This is a genomic window from Sphingomonas ginsengisoli An et al. 2013 (genome assembly GCF_009363895.1).
In the GTDB taxonomy this organism is placed as follows: Bacteria; Pseudomonadota; Alphaproteobacteria; order Sphingomonadales; family Sphingomonadaceae; genus Sphingomicrobium; species Sphingomicrobium ginsengisoli.
The window spans coordinates 2,098,039-2,112,650 of sequence record NZ_CP045434.1 but is presented as its reverse complement, the minus strand read 5'-3'; the positions used below and the strand labels follow the sequence as shown (position 1 = coordinate 2,112,650).

Sequence of the window (14,612 nt, the reverse complement as noted above, 5' to 3'; positions counted from 1 at the left end):
TCAACCAAAATGCCGGCTTTGTCGGCGGTCGGGTCTTCAGAGATTTGGGCGTGCCTGCATGAAAGGCCTCGGCTACTTGATTTCGACGCTCAGCGTCTGTCTGCTGGGGATCGTTTCATGGCGGAGCGACCAACCCTTTTGGAAGGCTGCGGTCCTGACCACGGGCATGGTCGCATCAGTTCTCGGCATGCTCCTGCGCTTCCTGTCTCACCGCAAGGATCGAGCGGCGATAGCGTTTGCGCAGCGTGAGGCCGAGAATCAATCGTGCGAGCCGTCGACGGCTGCACCGCCAAAAACAAGCGGTGACGCCGGCGCAAACAATTAGATTAGGATTTGTGCTCAGGCTTTCCCTTGCGGCTAGTCTTGGCCATCTTCTCAAGCTCTTTCTCACTCATCGAAGAGGCCATCGACTTCGACGCACCCTTGAGCTCGCTTCTAGGTGTGTCACCTCGCTTAGCTGAAAGAGCCGCGCCAGCGGCCTTCTGTTGAGCGGCTGATTTAGCTGGCATGAGCGATTTCCTTACGTGATCCAGCGCCAAACGTCTCAACAGCTTTTTGGTTCGACCGGCTGGCGATTGCGAGCAGGCCTGATCAATGTCCGCTTTCCACCCAATGCAGACATTCAGCCGTCACCAGATCAGGTCGTGGTGCGTTGTGCTGTCAAACTGAGGTTCAGCTTGGGCGGCGCAGGGGGCGGCCTCGGCAGGAGACGATGTGATGTCGATGGTCATCGCGGTGATGGCGATCCAGGCGATCGCGGCGCCCCCGGCGAGCGTTCCGCCCGCCAGCGCCGAGGTGGCGCATGGCGAGGTCGCCGGGCCGCCCGCTCCGCCCAAGCCCAAGCCCAAGGTGCCCGCGCCGCTCGCGCCGGCCGGGTGCAGCACCAGCGTCCCGACCGACCCCGGGGTGGTCGTGGTCTGCGCGCCGCCGCCGCAGGGCTATCGGATCGATCCCGACGTCATCCGCGCCAAGCAGATCGCCCACAATCATACGCTGCCCAAGCCGCGCGAGATGCTCCACGACAACAGCTGCCAGGTGGTCGGACCCGGCGGGTGCATGAACAACACCGGGATCAACGTGGTCGGCGCGGCGCTGTTCGCCGCCAAGCTGGCCAAGACCGCGATCGAGGGCGGCAACGTCGGGCGGCTGTTCGTCACCAACCCGCAGCCGACCGAATATGAGATCTACCTCGCCGCCAAGGCCGACCGCGAGGCCGCCGAACGCGACCAGGCGGCGCAGGCCGCGGCGCTGGCGGCGAAGACGCGGCGCGGGGAGCCGGCGGCGCCTTAGGCGGTAAGGGTCACGCGGAGTGAATCCGCGTGACGTCGGACGAGTTCGGCGGTGCCGACCCGCCGGCCGGGCCGCAGCAATCTCGAACAAGACCGGCGCCGCTGCGCGTCGGCGGGCTTGGTCTCGTTGCTTAGCGGCCGTGCCCTCGCCACCGCTTGATCGTGCGGCCGATGATTTCTTCCTCGCCGCCGGTCTCGCGCCACAGCGCCGCGAAGCTGGGGTCGGCCGAGGCCGGGCGCTTCTCGGGTTCGAGGTCGTCGAAGCGGACGCGGATGGGAATGGCGACACCCTCGCCGCAGACGATGCATTCGCGGTTGCGGAGCGCCGGGATCGAATCGAGGAAGCCGCGCGCGCCTTCGGGCATCGCCGCGCGGACGCAGGCCTGGTCGCGGTCGTTGTTGAGGCGCATCGAGATGATCGTGCCGCACTGCGACAACACGCCTTCGGCCAAGTCGGACGGACGCTGGGTGATGAGGCCGAGCGACACGCCATACTTACGGCCTTCCTTGGCGATCCGCTCGAGGATCTTGCGGACGGCCTGGCCCTTGGCGCTCTCGTCCTTGGGGACGTAGCGGTGGGCTTCCTCGCAGACCAACAGCAGCGGACGCTGCGCTTCGGTCCGCGACCAGATGGCATAATCGAACACCATGCGGGCGAGCACCGAAACCACCACCGAGGTGACCTCGGAAGGGACGCCAGAGACGTCGACGATCGAGATCGGGCGGCCGTTGGCGGGGAGGCGGAACAGCTTGGCGAGGAAGCTGCCCATGTTGTCGCTGACCAGCATCCCTGAGAACATGAAGGTGTAGCGCGGGTCGGCGCGCAGCTCGTCGAGCTTATTCTTGAGCCGCTGATAGGGCATGGTGTCGCCGGCGCGGTCGAGCTTGCCCATCTCGTTGACCAGGATCTGGTTGAGGTCGGTCAGCAGGTAGGGGATGGGCGAGTCGACGGTGACCTTGCCGTACTGCTCGGACGACTTGGTCCGGGTGCGCGCGGCGAGCAGCACCTTGGCGAGGATGTCGGCATCGCGCTGGCGTTCGGCCCCGTCGGTGGTGAGGAGCACTTCGCAATGCTCTTCGAAATTGAGCAGCCAGTAGGGCAGCTGGAGGTTGTCGACGTTGAACAACTCGCCGATGCCCTTGAACGCGGCGCTATATTCGCCGTGGGGATCGATCATCACGATGTGCCCCTCGGGGCTGTACTGCGAGATGCGATGGAGGATCAGCGCGACGCTGGTCGACTTGCCGGTACCGGTCGAGCCCAGGACCGCGAAATGCTTCGACAGCATCGGGTCGATGTAGAGCGCGCCACGAATGTCGTCGGTCGGATAGACGGTGCCGATCTCGACGTGCGCCGAGTTGGACGCGGCGAACACCGAGCGGAGGTCGTCGGTCGACACCGGCAGCACCGGACAACCGGGGATGGGATAGCGGGTGACGCCGCGGCGGAAGTTGCTCATCCGGTCGGAGCTGTCGCGGTCGGCCTCACCGAGGAAGTCGATCATCGCCGAGATGGTGCCGTCGTCATCGCCCTTCATGGTGCGGACGTTGGCGATCAGCCAGCTGCCGTCCAAGGCCATCTTGACCTGGCTGCCGACCTGCCCGGACATGGCGACCGACTGGTCGGCGTGGGTGCTGATCGCGTTGAGGCGGGCCGCGTCCATCCGGATGCGCGAGCCCGAGCCGGCGATCTCGAGCACCGCGCCGATCGGCTCGAGCTTGTGCGCGGGCGAAGGCACGTGGCCGCCGGTCGAATCCTCGTCGTTGAAGCTCGAAAGCTCGTCGAGGAAGGCCTTGAGGCTCGGTTGGTCGGTCATGAAATGGTCGGCTCCGCACAGATACGCTGGAATAAGGAGCCAAGGTTAACGCCGCCGCAGTTAAGATTCCGTCACGCGGGGGCGTTAGGCGCCGCGGCGGCGGAAGGCGGCGGCGGCGGCCCAGCCGAGGAACAGCGACAACGCAACCGCGGCGAGGCCATAGGCGAAGGCGTGGCGTCGGGCGGCCTGGGCGACCACCCGCTCGAACCCCGACTTGCCGACCTGGATTTCCTTGGTGGCAGCGGCGATGACCTTGCCGCGCTCGATCAGGAAGGTCTCGGCCGTGTAGGTGCCGACCGGGACCTGGCTGGGGATGAAGATGCGCGCGCGGTAGAGGACGTTGGCGCTAATCTCGACCCCCGAGCCGTCCTCGACATAGAGGCCTTGGCGGCGGCGCAGGTCGAGCAATCCGGCTTCGAAGCGCCGTTCCTTGTCGGGCTGGGCACCGCCGCCGGGCGAGAGCTGGAGGTTCTGCAGGCCGAGCTCGTAAATGGCGGCGGTGCGGCTATCGACCAATGTGGAGATCGGGCGCGAGGAGGCGACCGCGTAGAAGCCGGGGGCCGAGCGGAAGCGGTTCGAATCGGCATTGGTCCAGATGCCGGCGAGGCGCTGCTTCTCGCGCACCATGATCGGCTGGCTCGGACCTTTCAGCACCACCACGATGTCGGCCGGCGCCTCGGGCACCCGGCCGCGCGGGTAGACGATCGCGCCGAACAGCAGGAGCTGCGCGCCGGTGAAGCTGTACTGGATGTCGATCCGCCGCGCCGAGATGTCGGGCACCAGCGTCGGCGCGGTCTGGGCGCTGAGGAAGGGAGCAAGCGCGAGGAGGAGGGCGAGCCGACGGATCACAGATATTCGATCGAGAAGATCTCGTCCGGGCGATAGGTGAGCCCGAGCGCCATCCGCGCCGCGACCAGCAGGATGATCAGCGCGAGGGCGAGGCGGAGATAGTCGGGCTTGATCCGGGTGGTGAGGATCGCGCCGACCTGTGCGCCGATCACGCCGCCGACCAGGAGCAGGGCGGCGAGGACGATGTCGACCGACTGGGTGGTCAGCGCATGGATCATGGTGGTCGCCGCGCTGACCGCGAGGATCATGACGAGGCTGGTGCCGACCACCACCCGCGTCGCCATGCCGAGCAAATAGATCATCGCCGGGACGAGGATGAAGCCGCCGCCGACCCCGAGCAGCACGGTCAGCACGCCCGCGGCGAAGCCGAGCAGCGCCGGGGCGATCGGCGAGAGATAGAGGCCCGAGGCATAGAAGCGCCAGCGGCCGGGCAGACCGGCGATCCAGCTCTTGTGACGGGGGCGGGGCTCGGCGGGGGCGGCGGTGGCGATCCAGCCGAGCGCGATTGCCGCGTCGCGGAGCATCAGCCCGCCGATCGAGCCGAGCAGGAGGACGTAGAGGATGCCGATGACGGTATCGATCTGGCCGCTCGACTGGAGCAGGCGGAAGATGCCCGCCCCGCTCGCGCTGCCGACGAGGCCGCCGGCGATCATCACTCCGCCCATCCGGAAATCGACCCCGCCGCGGCGCATGTGCGCGAGCACGCCCGAGACGCTGGCGCCCGTCAGCTGGGTGGTCGCCGAGGCGACCGCGACCGCAGGAGGAATGCCGTAGAAGATGAGGAGCGGGGTGGTCAGAAACCCGCCGCCGACGCCGAACAGGCCGGACAGGATGCCGACCAGAAAGCCGAGCACCACGATCAGCGGCGCACTGACGGACATGCCGGCGATCGGGAGGTAGATGTCCATGCGTCGGGGCAGGCTAGCGGGAAAGGGCGCGGGGACAAAGGGTCAAGCCGTGAGAGCCTTTCTCTCGCGATCGTCAACCTGAACCTGTTCCATGTTCAAAATCTCCGCCCGTGGCGAGGCGCGAGGATGGATGCTGAAACGAGTTCAGCATGACGGTTTGGTCGGATATTCCGACCGGAGCGGTTGCGTCGGCGCGGCGCTCCTCGCAAGGACGCGGGCGCATGGACCCGCGCTTTGCCCATATCACCGACTGGGTGTTCGACCTCGACAACTGCCTCTACCCGGCGTCGACCGGGCTGTTCGGGCTGATCGACGAGCGGATGCAGGCCTATATCCGGCAGTTGAAGGGCTGCGATGCCGCTGAGGCGAAGCGGGTGCAGAAGGCGCATTTCCATGCCCACGGGACGACGCTCGCCGGGCTGATGGCCGAGCATGACATCGATCCCCACCATTTCCTCGACGACGTTCACGACATTCCGCTCGACCGGGTCGCGCCCGACGCGCGGCTGGTGCGGGGGTTGGGCCGGCTGCCGGGGCGCAAGTTCGTCTTCACCAACGGCGATGCGCCTTATGCGCGGCGCGTGCTCGAGCGGATCGGCGCGGCCGACCAGTTCGAGCAGCTGCACGACATCATCGCCTCCGAGCTTCGGCCCAAGCCCGACCCGCACGGCTATCGGCTGATGCTGGCGAGCTTCGGGATCGACCCGGCCCGCGCCTGCATGGTCGAGGACATGGCGCAGAATTTGCGGCCGGCCAAAGCGCTCGGCATGACGACGGTGTGGGTGGACAATGGCTCCGAGCGGGGCAACCACGATGCCGAGCCGGGCCATATCGACGTGACGATCCGCGATGTCGGTGAGTGGCTGGAAAAATTGTTGGGAGAAGAACAGTGAGCGAGCTGCAGGGGATCATCGAGGGCGCGTGGGAACAGCGCGACAATCTCGACCTCGATTGCGCGACGCTCCGGTCGTCGGTCGAGGAAGCGTTGCGGCTGCTCGATAGCGGCGAGGCGCGGGTCGCCGAGCCGACCGCCGATGGCTGGCGGGTCAACCAGTGGCTCAAGAAAGCGGTGCTGCTGAGCTTCCGGCTGAACCCGATGGCGGCCATCGCCGGCGGGCCGGGCGGGGCGAACTGGTGGGACAAGGTGCCGAGCAAGTTCGAGGGCTGGGGCGCCGACGAGTTCACCAAGGCCGGCTTCCGCGCGGTGCCGGGCGCGATCGTCCGTCGCGGTGCCTATGTCGCGCCGGGCGCGGTGCTGATGCCGAGCTTCGTCAACCTCGGCGCCTATGTCGGCGAGGGAACGATGGTCGACACCTGGGCGACGGTGGGCAGCTGCGCGCAGATCGGCCGCAACGTCCACATCTCGGGTGGCGCCGGGATTGGCGGGGTGCTCGAGCCGCTGCAGGCGGGTCCGGTGATCATCGAGGACGATTGCTTCATCGGGGCGCGCTCCGAAGTGGCCGAGGGCGTGGTGGTGGAACGCGGCGCGGTCCTCAGCATGGGCGTGTTCCTCGGCGCGAGTACCAAGATCGTCGACCGTGCCTCGGGCGAGGTGATGTACGGCCGCGTGCCCGCTTATTCGGTGGTGGTGCCGGGCAGCCTGCCGGGCAAGGACGGGGCGCCGAGCCTCGCCTGCGCGGTGATCGTCAAGCGCGTCGACGAACGCACGCGGTCCAAGACCAGCATCAACGAACTGCTGCGCGACTGAACGGCCTGTGCGAAGGTGGCACATTCGTGAACATCGAAACAAAGCCGTTCTAAATCAACGAGAAACTTCCTTAATAAAAGGTTGACGCCGGCTGAACGAGGCGACAGCTTCGAGCGGTTGCCGGCTGCTGTCGGCGGAGGAGACCGAGTCGATGTCATTGCCGCGCACCAATAGTCTGACGACCAAGATCCAGCCTCAGGATTTCATCAACCTCGATAACTATGTCGGCTACACCTACGCCGGGAAGCCGATCCTTCCGCTGACCGGGACGAATTCGGTCACCAGCCATCTCGACGCCGGTCCCGAGCTCAAGGCGTCGAACGGTGTCATCACCTACACCTTCCTCGACCTGCAGCACCTGACCGGGCTCTACAACAATCCCAATTTCGGCTTCACCGCCGGCTACGGGCTGTCGAACTACACGCCCGACCAAGAGGCGGCGGCGCGCGCGGCGATCAAGCTGTGGGATGACCTCATCCCGGAGAGCTTCCGCGAAACCAACGGCCAGGGCGCGGACATCGTCTTCGCCAATTCGCTCGATCCGGCGCAGGCCTATGCCTATTATCCCGGCCAGCGCGGCTGGAAGTTCCAGAGCGACGTGTTCACCAACGATCCGAACGCGCCGGCAAGTCAGGGCGGTAACTGGACCAACAAGTGGTTCACGTTCGGCGGCTACGGCAACACGACGCTGATCCACGAACTCGGCCACACGCTCGGCCTGTCGCATCCGGGCAACTACAACTACGACCCGAATCTCGACCTGACCTACGCCAATTATGCGGAGTATGCGCAGGATTCGACCCAGTATACGATCATGTCCTACTGGAGCGCGGGTTCGACCGGCGCGCGGATCGTCAACTGGACGCAATTCGTGAACAGCAATGCGCAGACGCCGCTGCTGCACGACATCTTCGTCATCCAGGAAAAATATGGCGCCGACCCGACCACGCGGGCGGGGGACACCGTCTACGGGTTCAATTCGAACGCCGGCAACGCGGTCTACGACTTCACCAAGAACCCCTTCCCCTACCTGTCGGTCTATGACGCAGGCGGCAAGGACACGATCGATCTGTCGGGCTTCACCGTGTCGCAGTTCCTCGATCTGCACGCGGGCGCGTTCAGCTCGATCGGCGGCGCGGTGCCGAGCGCTGACGTCATCAACGCCGCGCGCGCCGACCTGTCGAAGATCGCCGGCTACGACGTCGACGGTGGACTCGGGCCGACGCCGCAGTCGTACATCGACGCGGTCGCCAACAGCTACATGACCGGCAATGCCTCGCGGATCGCCGCGGACGTGGGGGTCGCCGGGATCCGCACCACCGAATATCAGAACTTCTCGATTGCCTACGGCACGACGATCGAGAATGCGACCGGCGGTTCGGCCCGCGACCTGCTGTGGGGCAATGACGTCGCCAACGTGCTCAAGGGCAATGGCGGCGACGACGTGTTGCGCGGCTTCGGCGGCAATGACGAGCTGTGGGGCGGGACCGGCAACGACACCTTCGTGTTCGACAAGGACGGCTCCACCGACACGGTCAAGGACTTCCAGACCGGCGCCGACAAGCTCGACCTGCGCAATGTCGCCGGGGCGACCAGCGGCTGGGTCAGCTGGAATGCGGCGACCCACACGATCGGGATCGACACCGACCACAATGGCTCGGTCGACATGACGATCATCGTGCTGGGCTCGACCGTCAACCTGACGAGCGACGTGCTCTACCACGCCTGAGCGGCGCACCGATTGAAGGAAAAAGGCTCCGTCGGCTTGTCCGGCGGGGCCTTTTTTCTTGGATTGAACCGGCCTGTGGGGGGCCTTACTCAACGACGATCAATGGGGGAATTTCTATCGTGACCAGCAAGTTGTTTGTGCTCGCCGCCTGCGCCGCCGTCGTCGTGCCCAGCGCCGCCAATGCCACCGCTTCGACCAAGGCCAAGCCGCGGGCGACCGCGCCGGCGGCCGCGCCGGCCAAGAGCCGGCCGGCACCCAGCCCGGCCGAGATGATGGCGATGATGAGCAAGATGATGGACCTGCTGTTCCCGGCCGGGCCCGAACCCGATGCGGCGCGGCTGGTGGTCGCTCGCCAGGCGGCGATCACGATGTTTCCCAACGGCACCTATGCCAGCGCGATGAACGGCTTCATCGACCGCACCGTCGACCGCGTGCTGTCGATGAGCGAGGCCGATTTCGAGGCGATGATTCCGCCCACCGCCCCGCGCAAGAATGCCATGGCCAAGCCGCCGAGCACCGAGCCGCTGCGGGTCAGCCTGGCCAAGGGCGACGCCAATTTCGACGCCAAAGTCGCCGCCGGCAAGGCCTTCGTCCAGACCACGCTGGTGAAGTTCGGCGACGTCGCCGAGCCGCGCTTCCGCGAGGGCATGGCGCGGGCACTGGCGCGCAAGTTCGACGCCCGCCAATTGGCCGAGATCCAGGCCTTCCTGGCGACCCCGACCGGCGCCGCTTATGGCCGCGAGATGATCGGCATGTGGTTCGAGCCCGACGTCATGCACGGCATGGTCGCGGCGCTGCCCGACATGATGCGGATGATGCCCGACATCGCCAAGAGCGGCGCCGCGCTCGGTGCGCAGATGAAGGACTCCGCCCCGCCCAAGTGAGGCAAGCGCCTAGAAGGTCGGACGGGCGCCGCAGTAACGGTAGCGCGTGCCGGCCATGGCGAAGGCGGTCGGGCTGGTGATGGTGAGCACGGTCGCCCCGCCTTCGATCATGTCACCGCTCTGGATATCGCGGCAGCGATCGTGGAGGGTGTAGACGTTGCCGCGCTTCACCAGGCGGGCGATGCTGCATTCGGCCTGGGCCACGCCGATCGAGCTGCGCCCGCCCCAATAGTTGACCATCTCGGCATTGGACGCGCCGCGGCAGGCATGGCCGACGGGAACATAGATGCCCTGTTTCAAGGGCAACAGGTCGCCGGCGGCCATGGCCGTGGTCGAGACCAGCGCGAGGGTGAGGGTGAAGCGGGGAGCGAGAGGCATGGCGCGGTCCTTCTGCATGAGGAAGACGCGACAGGGCGCCACCATCGGGCAGGCGCCGCCACACTTGTCGCAGGTCCGCCGCGCGCCGGCAACGGCGGTGTGCTCCTAGCGCTGGGAGGCGACCCAGTTGTCGACACGCCGCTCGAGCACCGGGAGCGGCTGCGAGCCTTCGGCGATGATGAGGTCGTCGAAGGCCTTGATGTCGAACTTCGGGCCGAGCGCTTTCTGCGCGCGGCTGCGCAGCTCCATGATCTTGAGCATCCCGATCTTGTAGCCGGTCGCCTGGCCGGGGAGCGTGATGTAGCGGCGCACTTCGGAGCGGGCGCTTTCGGGCGACAGGCGGCCGGTCTTGATCATGTAGGCAACCGCCTGCTCCTCGGTCCAACCCTCGGCGTGAATGCCGGTGTCGACTACCAGCCGGCTGGCGCGGAACAGCTCGGCGTCGAGGCGCATGAAGTCGGCGGCGACGTCGGGATAGGCGCCCATCTCCTTGCACAGCAGCTCGGCATAGAGCGCCCAGCCCTCGTTGAAGGCGACATAGCCGCCCGAGCGGCGGAACTTGGGGGTGCCGGTCTGGCGGACCTGGATGTCGCCGGCCATGACGTGACCGGGAATGCCCTCGTGGCACATCAGGTCGTAGACCGCGGCGGGGTCCTCGGTCTTGCCGAGCAGGTGGACGTAGACCCGGCCCGGGCGGACGCCGTCGGGGCTGGGCCCGCTGGCATGGGCGGCGCCGCCGGCGACCTCGCTGAACGAGGGCTCGCGGACGACTTCGGCCTTGTATTGGGGCAGGTTGTTGAAGCGCGCCGGGAGCAACTCGCGGTTGTGCGCGACCGCGGCGTTGGCGCGGGTCAGATATTCCTGGCGGGTGACGTCGGTATAGTCGGCCGGCGGGAAGCGCTTCGCCCGGTCGTCGTAAAAGGCCTGGCGATTGGCGAAGCCGGCCGAGCGGGCGAGCGCGTCCTGCTCGCCCTCGATTCGCGCGACTTCCTTGAGGCCGATGGCGTGGATCTGGTCGGCGCTGAGGTCGAGCGTGGTGTTGATCTTAAGCGCGGTGGCGTACCAGGCCTTGCCGCCGGGGAGCGAGATCGCCCCGACCCGACCGGAAGGCGCGCGCGGCAGTTCGCTCGTCGCCCAGGCGATGATCCGTTCGTAGACCGGCTTCAATCCGAGGACTGAGGTGCGCGCGTCGGCGAGCAGCGCGTTGGCCTCGGCCGGGGTGAACTTGCCCGCGGTGCGCAGCTTGGCGACCTTGGCCTGCGCATCGGCCCACAACGGCGAGTCCTTGCCGCCGTCGAAGGGCGCGCCGCTGATGAGGGTGCGGCTGCCGCTGATCACCCGCTCGACCTGGAAGCGCGGGGCGCGGATGCCGGCGTCGTCGGACTGCTTGCTCAGCCCCATGGCGGTGTCGAGCGCGGCGGGAATCGCCTTCAGCCGGGCGTTGTAGGCGCGCATGTCGGCGGCGTCGGCGACCGTGTGCGTATTGATCATGAAGTCGGGCAGCGTGGTGTGCGCCGAATAAAGGAAGGAATAGAAGGGCGGCTGGAAGCGGCGATATTGATATTGCAGCTCGGCGCGGTCGAGCTCGGTCTGCCAGATGTCGAAGTTGGTCTGCCCGGACGGCGACAGCTTGGCCCGGTCGAACTGCGCCTTCATCCGCGCGACGCTGGCGCGGCGGGCTTCGAGCCGGGCGAGTTGGCCGGCCTCGCTATTGTCGTCGAGCCGGTCCTCGCCCTCCTTGATCCCCAGCCGGGTGGCGAGCTGCGGGCGCAGCTTCAAGTCAGCGGCGAATTCGGCGTCGAGGAAAGCGGTCAGGCGGGCATCCTCGCTGGCCGGGGTGGCGGCGGCCGGCGCGGCGGCGGGCTGGGCCAGCGCGAGGCCCGCCGGGGTGGCGGCAAGCGCGAGCGCGAGGGCGAGCGAGGGCAGATGACGCATGGACAAACCTCCGGTGGGGTGAGCGGTTACTTGGCTTCGGCGAGGAGCTGGCGGGCCTGCGGACTGGTCCAGTCCATCTCGCCCGTATAGCGCCAGATCTCCTTGCCCTCCGAGCTGTAGAGCACGGTGGTCGGCAGGGTCTGGACGCCGAGCGCGCTGCTCATCGCCATTTCCTTGTCCTGGTAGCTGTCGAGCCCGATCTTCTTCTCGTCGAGGAAGGCGGCGACGGTGGACTGCGGCTGCATGTCCTGGCTCAGCGCGAGGACCTGCGGCGCGCCGGGAGTCGCGGCGAGCTTGTCGAGGGTCGGCAATTCCTTGATGCACGGGGCGCACCAGGTCGCCCACAGGTTCATCAGCAGCGGCTTTCCCGAGAAACCCGCGAGGCTGGCGTCTTCGCCGTCGCCGTTGACGAAGCCGACGTCGGGGGCGGGTTGGCCCGCATGGCTACGGTCGAGCTTGCTGGCCGGGGGCTTGGCGGCGGTGTCGCCCGCGGCGGCGTTCGCGGCGACTTGGCCGTTGGAGGAAACTTGCCTATCGCAACCGGCGATGACGAGCAGGGCGGCAACGAGCAGGATGGAGCGCATGGGTGAGGCCTACAAGGTCCGACGGGCGCTTGGGAAGGCCGCAGTGGTGATGGCGGTCGCCGGGCTGCTGGTGAGCTGCGGCCGGGTCGGTACGCTACAGCCCAAGCCGGGCCATGCGCTGCCGGTCAAGCCCAAGGTCGCGCTGACCACGCCCAGCGTCGACGACCTGCTGACGATGCCGCCGCAGGCGCGCCCGGCGCGGGTCGACGAATTGCAGGCCAAGAACCGCCCGCGCGAGGCCGACCGCTTCGACCTGCCGCCCCCCGATGGCGGCGCCGCGCCCGAAATCGAGACCAACGGCCAGGCGACCAACCAGACCGACAGCACAGGACCCGTGACCCCCCAATGACCAGCGCTTTCAAGCCCGTTCGCAAGGCCGTCTTCCCCGTCGCCGGCCTCGGCACCCGGTTGCTGCCGGCGACCAAGACCATGCCCAAGGAGATGCTGACGGTGATCGACCGTCCGCTGATCCAATATGCGGTCGACGAGGCGCGCGAGGCGGGCATCGAGCAGCTGATCTTCGTCACCGGGCGCGGCAAGTCGAGCCTGGTCGACTATTTCGACCAGAGCTTCGAGCTCGAGGCGACGATGACCGCCAAGGGCAAGGACATGTCGGTGCTCGACGCCAGCCGGGCCGATTTCGGCGAGCTGATCAGCGTTCGCCAGCAGTCGCCGCTGGGTCTGGGCCACGCGGTCTGGTGCGCGCGCCACGTGGTCGGCGACGAGCCCTTCGCGGTGCTCTTGCCCGACGACCTGATGGCGGGGACGCCGGGCGCGCTCCGCCAGATGGTCGACGCGTACAACCGGGTCGGCGGCAACATCGTCTGCGCCGAGGAAGTCGCGGCGGACAAGACCGCGAGCTACGGGATCGTCACCCCGGGCGCGACCGACGGCGACCTGACCGAGGTCAAGGGGCTGGTCGAGAAGCCCAAGCCCGAGGTCGCGCCGTCGCGGCTGGGGGTGATCGGGCGCTACATCCTCCAGCCCGAGGTGATGCAGGTCCTGAGCGAGCAGGAGCCGGGCGCGGGGGGCGAAATCCAGCTGACCGACGCCATGGCCAAGCTGATCGGGCGCCAGCCGTTCCACGCGGTCAAGGTCGACGCGGTGCGCCACGATTGCGGCGACCGGGCGGGCTATGTGCGGGCGACGATCGCGCTGGCGTTGGGACGCGACGACCTGCGCGAGGTGGTGCGCGAGGCGGTCGCCGAGGGCTAGGCGCGGAGGCGCTCGGCTTCGCGCGCCTGGAAGCGGTCGTTCAATTCCCCGAAGGCGATCGCACGTTCGACCACTCGGGCGTCGAGCTTGACCATGTCGGCGCGCAGCGCGGCGAGGTTGCGCGCGCGCTCGAGCTGGCGGGCGATGCGCGCCACCAACACTTCGAAGTGGAAGGGTTTGACGACCACGTCGTCGGCGCCGCCGGCGAGCGCGCGGACGATCCCGTCATTCTCGCTCCGCCCGCTGATCAGGATCACCGGCAGGTCGCACCAGGCCGGGGTCGCACGCAGCCGCTGGGTCAGCGCGATACCGTCGAACACCGGCATCGCCAGCTCGGCCAGCACGAGGTCGACGTCGCCGCGATGGAGCATGGCGATCGCCGCGCCGGCGCTGTCGGTGGTGGTCATCGCATAGCCCTCCGCCGTCAGTCGCCGCGCCAGCAGCGCGCGATGCGCCGCCTTGGGGTCGACGACCAGCAGGTGGGGAGCGGAGCCGGACATGGCTCAGCCCATGAAGAAAAGTGGTTAACGAAATCTTACGGACCGGTCCGTTTCGCCAAGGAAATGATTCGGTCTGGACCGTTATCGTCAGGGCAGCAGCTCGACATCCCAATAGAGATAGTCGCGCCAGCTGTCGTGGAGATAGCCCGGCGGGAATTTGCGGCCATGGTCCTGCAATTGCCAGCTGGTCGGACGGATCGGCTCGCGGTGAAGCGGCATCCCGGCCTGGCGCGGGGTGCGGCCGCCCTTGCGCAGGTTGCACGGGGCGCAGGCGGTGGCGACATTCTCCCACGTCGTCCGCCCGCCCTGGGCGCGGGGAATGACATGGTCGAAGGTCAATTCGCGATGGCTGCCGCAATAGAGGCAGCGGAAGCGGTCGCGGAGGAACAGGTTGAAGCGCGTGAAGGCCGGATATTCGTTCGGCCGCACGAATTGCCTGAGCGCGATCACGCTCGGCAGCTTCAACGTATGGTTGGGCGAATGCACCTCGCGCTCATAGTGCGAGACGACGTCGACCCGTTCGAGGAACATCGCCTTGACCGCCGTCTGCCACGGCCACAGGCTGAGCGGATAATAGCTCAGCGGCGTATAGTCGGCGTTGAGGACGAGGGCGGGACAGCTGTCGGGATGGCGGATGAGTTCAGGCTGATACACGAGCGCGCGAGGCCTCCGGTCGTTGAGAACCGAACCTGCGCTCCCCCGGCCCGTCGCACCCAGGAGGAGAGGCCGTTATCGGCCACTTCCCTGTGACACCCGGATGCCAAGCCGGTGTGACGGGGTGATGAATCGCAAGTTGCGGATAAGCGGTCAAGGGGG

The 14,612-nt window shown here is 67.4% G+C and carries 17 protein-coding genes; 8 read left to right on the top strand and 9 right to left on the bottom strand.

The annotated features are described in order from the left end of the window. The first annotated feature begins 58 nt into the window (after nucleotides 1–58). On the top strand, nucleotides 59–325 hold the full coding sequence (locus GCU42_RS10205) for a hypothetical protein (protein ID WP_152569551.1): 267 nt from the start codon (nucleotides 59–61) through the stop codon (nucleotides 323–325). A 1-nt stretch (nucleotide 326) separates the two neighbouring features. Here the strand turns inward: GCU42_RS10205 and GCU42_RS10200 are convergent, their stop codons facing one another. Then, entirely contained in the window at nucleotides 327–509 is a 183-nt protein-coding gene (locus GCU42_RS10200) for a DUF3008 family protein (RefSeq protein ID WP_114227409.1), read from the bottom strand. A gap of 208 nt (nucleotides 510–717) precedes the next feature. Here GCU42_RS10200 and GCU42_RS10195 point away from each other — a divergent pair, with 208 nt between their 5' ends. Further along, a complete protein-coding gene (locus tag GCU42_RS10195) occupies nucleotides 718–1,290 on the top strand; it encodes a hypothetical protein (RefSeq protein WP_152569550.1) in 573 nt (190 codons plus the stop codon). A 130-nt stretch (nucleotides 1,291–1,420) separates the two neighbouring features. Here the strand turns inward: GCU42_RS10195 and GCU42_RS10190 are convergent, their stop codons facing one another. From GCU42_RS10190 to GCU42_RS10180, 3 genes are all read right to left on the bottom strand, one after another. Continuing rightward, complete coding sequence (locus GCU42_RS10190; RefSeq protein ID WP_114227407.1) at nucleotides 1,421–3,106, bottom strand: ATP-binding protein; 1,686 nt, start codon at nucleotides 3,104–3,106, stop codon at nucleotides 1,421–1,423. A gap of 84 nt (nucleotides 3,107–3,190) precedes the next feature. After that, nucleotides 3,191–3,952, bottom strand: a complete 762-nt coding sequence (locus tag GCU42_RS10185) for a TIGR02186 family protein (protein WP_114227822.1) — start codon at nucleotides 3,950–3,952, stop codon at nucleotides 3,191–3,193. After that, complete coding sequence (locus GCU42_RS10180) at nucleotides 3,952–4,863, bottom strand: sulfite exporter TauE/SafE family protein (protein WP_114227406.1); 912 nt, start codon at nucleotides 4,861–4,863, stop codon at nucleotides 3,952–3,954. Before GCU42_RS10180 ends, GCU42_RS10185 begins: the two co-directional genes overlap by 1 nt. Nucleotides 4,864–5,084: 221 nt before the next feature. Here GCU42_RS10180 and GCU42_RS10175 point away from each other — a divergent pair, with 221 nt between their 5' ends. The 4 genes from GCU42_RS10175 to GCU42_RS10160 all read left to right on the top strand — a co-directional run bounded on the left by GCU42_RS10175 (nucleotide 5,085) and on the right by GCU42_RS10160 (nucleotide 9,184). Further along, nucleotides 5,085–5,756: a pyrimidine 5'-nucleotidase gene (locus GCU42_RS10175; protein ID WP_114227405.1), complete on the top strand. Its 672-nt coding sequence runs from the start codon at nucleotides 5,085–5,087 to the stop codon at nucleotides 5,754–5,756. Beyond that, a complete protein-coding gene (dapD, locus tag GCU42_RS10170; RefSeq protein WP_114227404.1) occupies nucleotides 5,753–6,571 on the top strand; it encodes a 2,3,4,5-tetrahydropyridine-2,6-dicarboxylate N-succinyltransferase in 819 nt (272 codons plus the stop codon). The genes GCU42_RS10175 and dapD overlap by 4 nt, the downstream gene beginning before the upstream one ends. A gap of 151 nt (nucleotides 6,572–6,722) precedes the next feature. Then, the gene (locus tag GCU42_RS10165; RefSeq protein WP_114227403.1) at nucleotides 6,723–8,300 is read left to right on the top strand and encodes a M10 family metallopeptidase C-terminal domain-containing protein; all 1,578 of its coding nucleotides are present in this window, start codon (nucleotides 6,723–6,725) and stop codon (nucleotides 8,298–8,300) included. Nucleotides 8,301–8,419: 119 nt separating this feature from the next. Beyond that, nucleotides 8,420–9,184, top strand: coding sequence for a hypothetical protein (locus GCU42_RS10160; protein WP_114227402.1), 765 nt, complete (start codon nucleotides 8,420–8,422; stop codon nucleotides 9,182–9,184). Between the two features lie 9 nt (nucleotides 9,185–9,193). Here the strand turns inward: GCU42_RS10160 and GCU42_RS10155 are convergent, their stop codons facing one another. The 3 genes from GCU42_RS10155 to GCU42_RS10145 form a co-directional block, all read right to left on the bottom strand. Beyond that, nucleotides 9,194–9,562: a hypothetical protein gene (locus GCU42_RS10155; RefSeq protein ID WP_152569549.1), complete on the bottom strand. Its 369-nt coding sequence runs from the start codon at nucleotides 9,560–9,562 to the stop codon at nucleotides 9,194–9,196. Between the two features lie 105 nt (nucleotides 9,563–9,667). After that, nucleotides 9,668–11,497 carry a DUF885 domain-containing protein gene (locus GCU42_RS10150; RefSeq protein WP_114227400.1) on the bottom strand — a complete coding sequence of 610 codons (1,830 nt, stop codon included), beginning with the start codon at nucleotides 11,495–11,497 and terminating at the stop codon, nucleotides 9,668–9,670. 26 nt (nucleotides 11,498–11,523) lie between these two features. Beyond that, nucleotides 11,524–12,081, bottom strand: coding sequence for a TlpA family protein disulfide reductase (locus tag GCU42_RS10145; protein WP_114227399.1), 558 nt, complete (start codon nucleotides 12,079–12,081; stop codon nucleotides 11,524–11,526). On the opposite strand from GCU42_RS10145, the gene GCU42_RS10140 reads away from it, so the two are divergent. After that, the gene (locus tag GCU42_RS10140; RefSeq protein ID WP_205214962.1) at nucleotides 12,080–12,430 is read left to right on the top strand and encodes a hypothetical protein; all 351 of its coding nucleotides are present in this window, start codon (nucleotides 12,080–12,082) and stop codon (nucleotides 12,428–12,430) included. The two genes, GCU42_RS10145 and GCU42_RS10140, sit on opposite strands and share 2 nt — an antisense overlap. Further along, complete coding sequence (locus GCU42_RS10135; protein WP_114227398.1) at nucleotides 12,427–13,296, top strand: UTP--glucose-1-phosphate uridylyltransferase; 870 nt, start codon at nucleotides 12,427–12,429, stop codon at nucleotides 13,294–13,296. Before GCU42_RS10140 ends, GCU42_RS10135 begins: the two co-directional genes overlap by 4 nt. Here the strand turns inward: GCU42_RS10135 and GCU42_RS10130 are convergent. Both GCU42_RS10130 and GCU42_RS10125 read right to left on the bottom strand, forming a co-directional pair. After that, the gene (locus tag GCU42_RS10130; protein WP_114227397.1) at nucleotides 13,293–13,796 is read right to left on the bottom strand and encodes a response regulator transcription factor; all 504 of its coding nucleotides are present in this window, start codon (nucleotides 13,794–13,796) and stop codon (nucleotides 13,293–13,295) included. The two genes, GCU42_RS10135 and GCU42_RS10130, sit on opposite strands and share 4 nt — an antisense overlap. A gap of 87 nt (nucleotides 13,797–13,883) precedes the next feature. Continuing rightward, a complete protein-coding gene (locus tag GCU42_RS10125; protein ID WP_114227396.1) occupies nucleotides 13,884–14,450 on the bottom strand; it encodes an HNH endonuclease in 567 nt (188 codons plus the stop codon). Nucleotides 14,451–14,612: the final 162 nt, after the last annotated feature.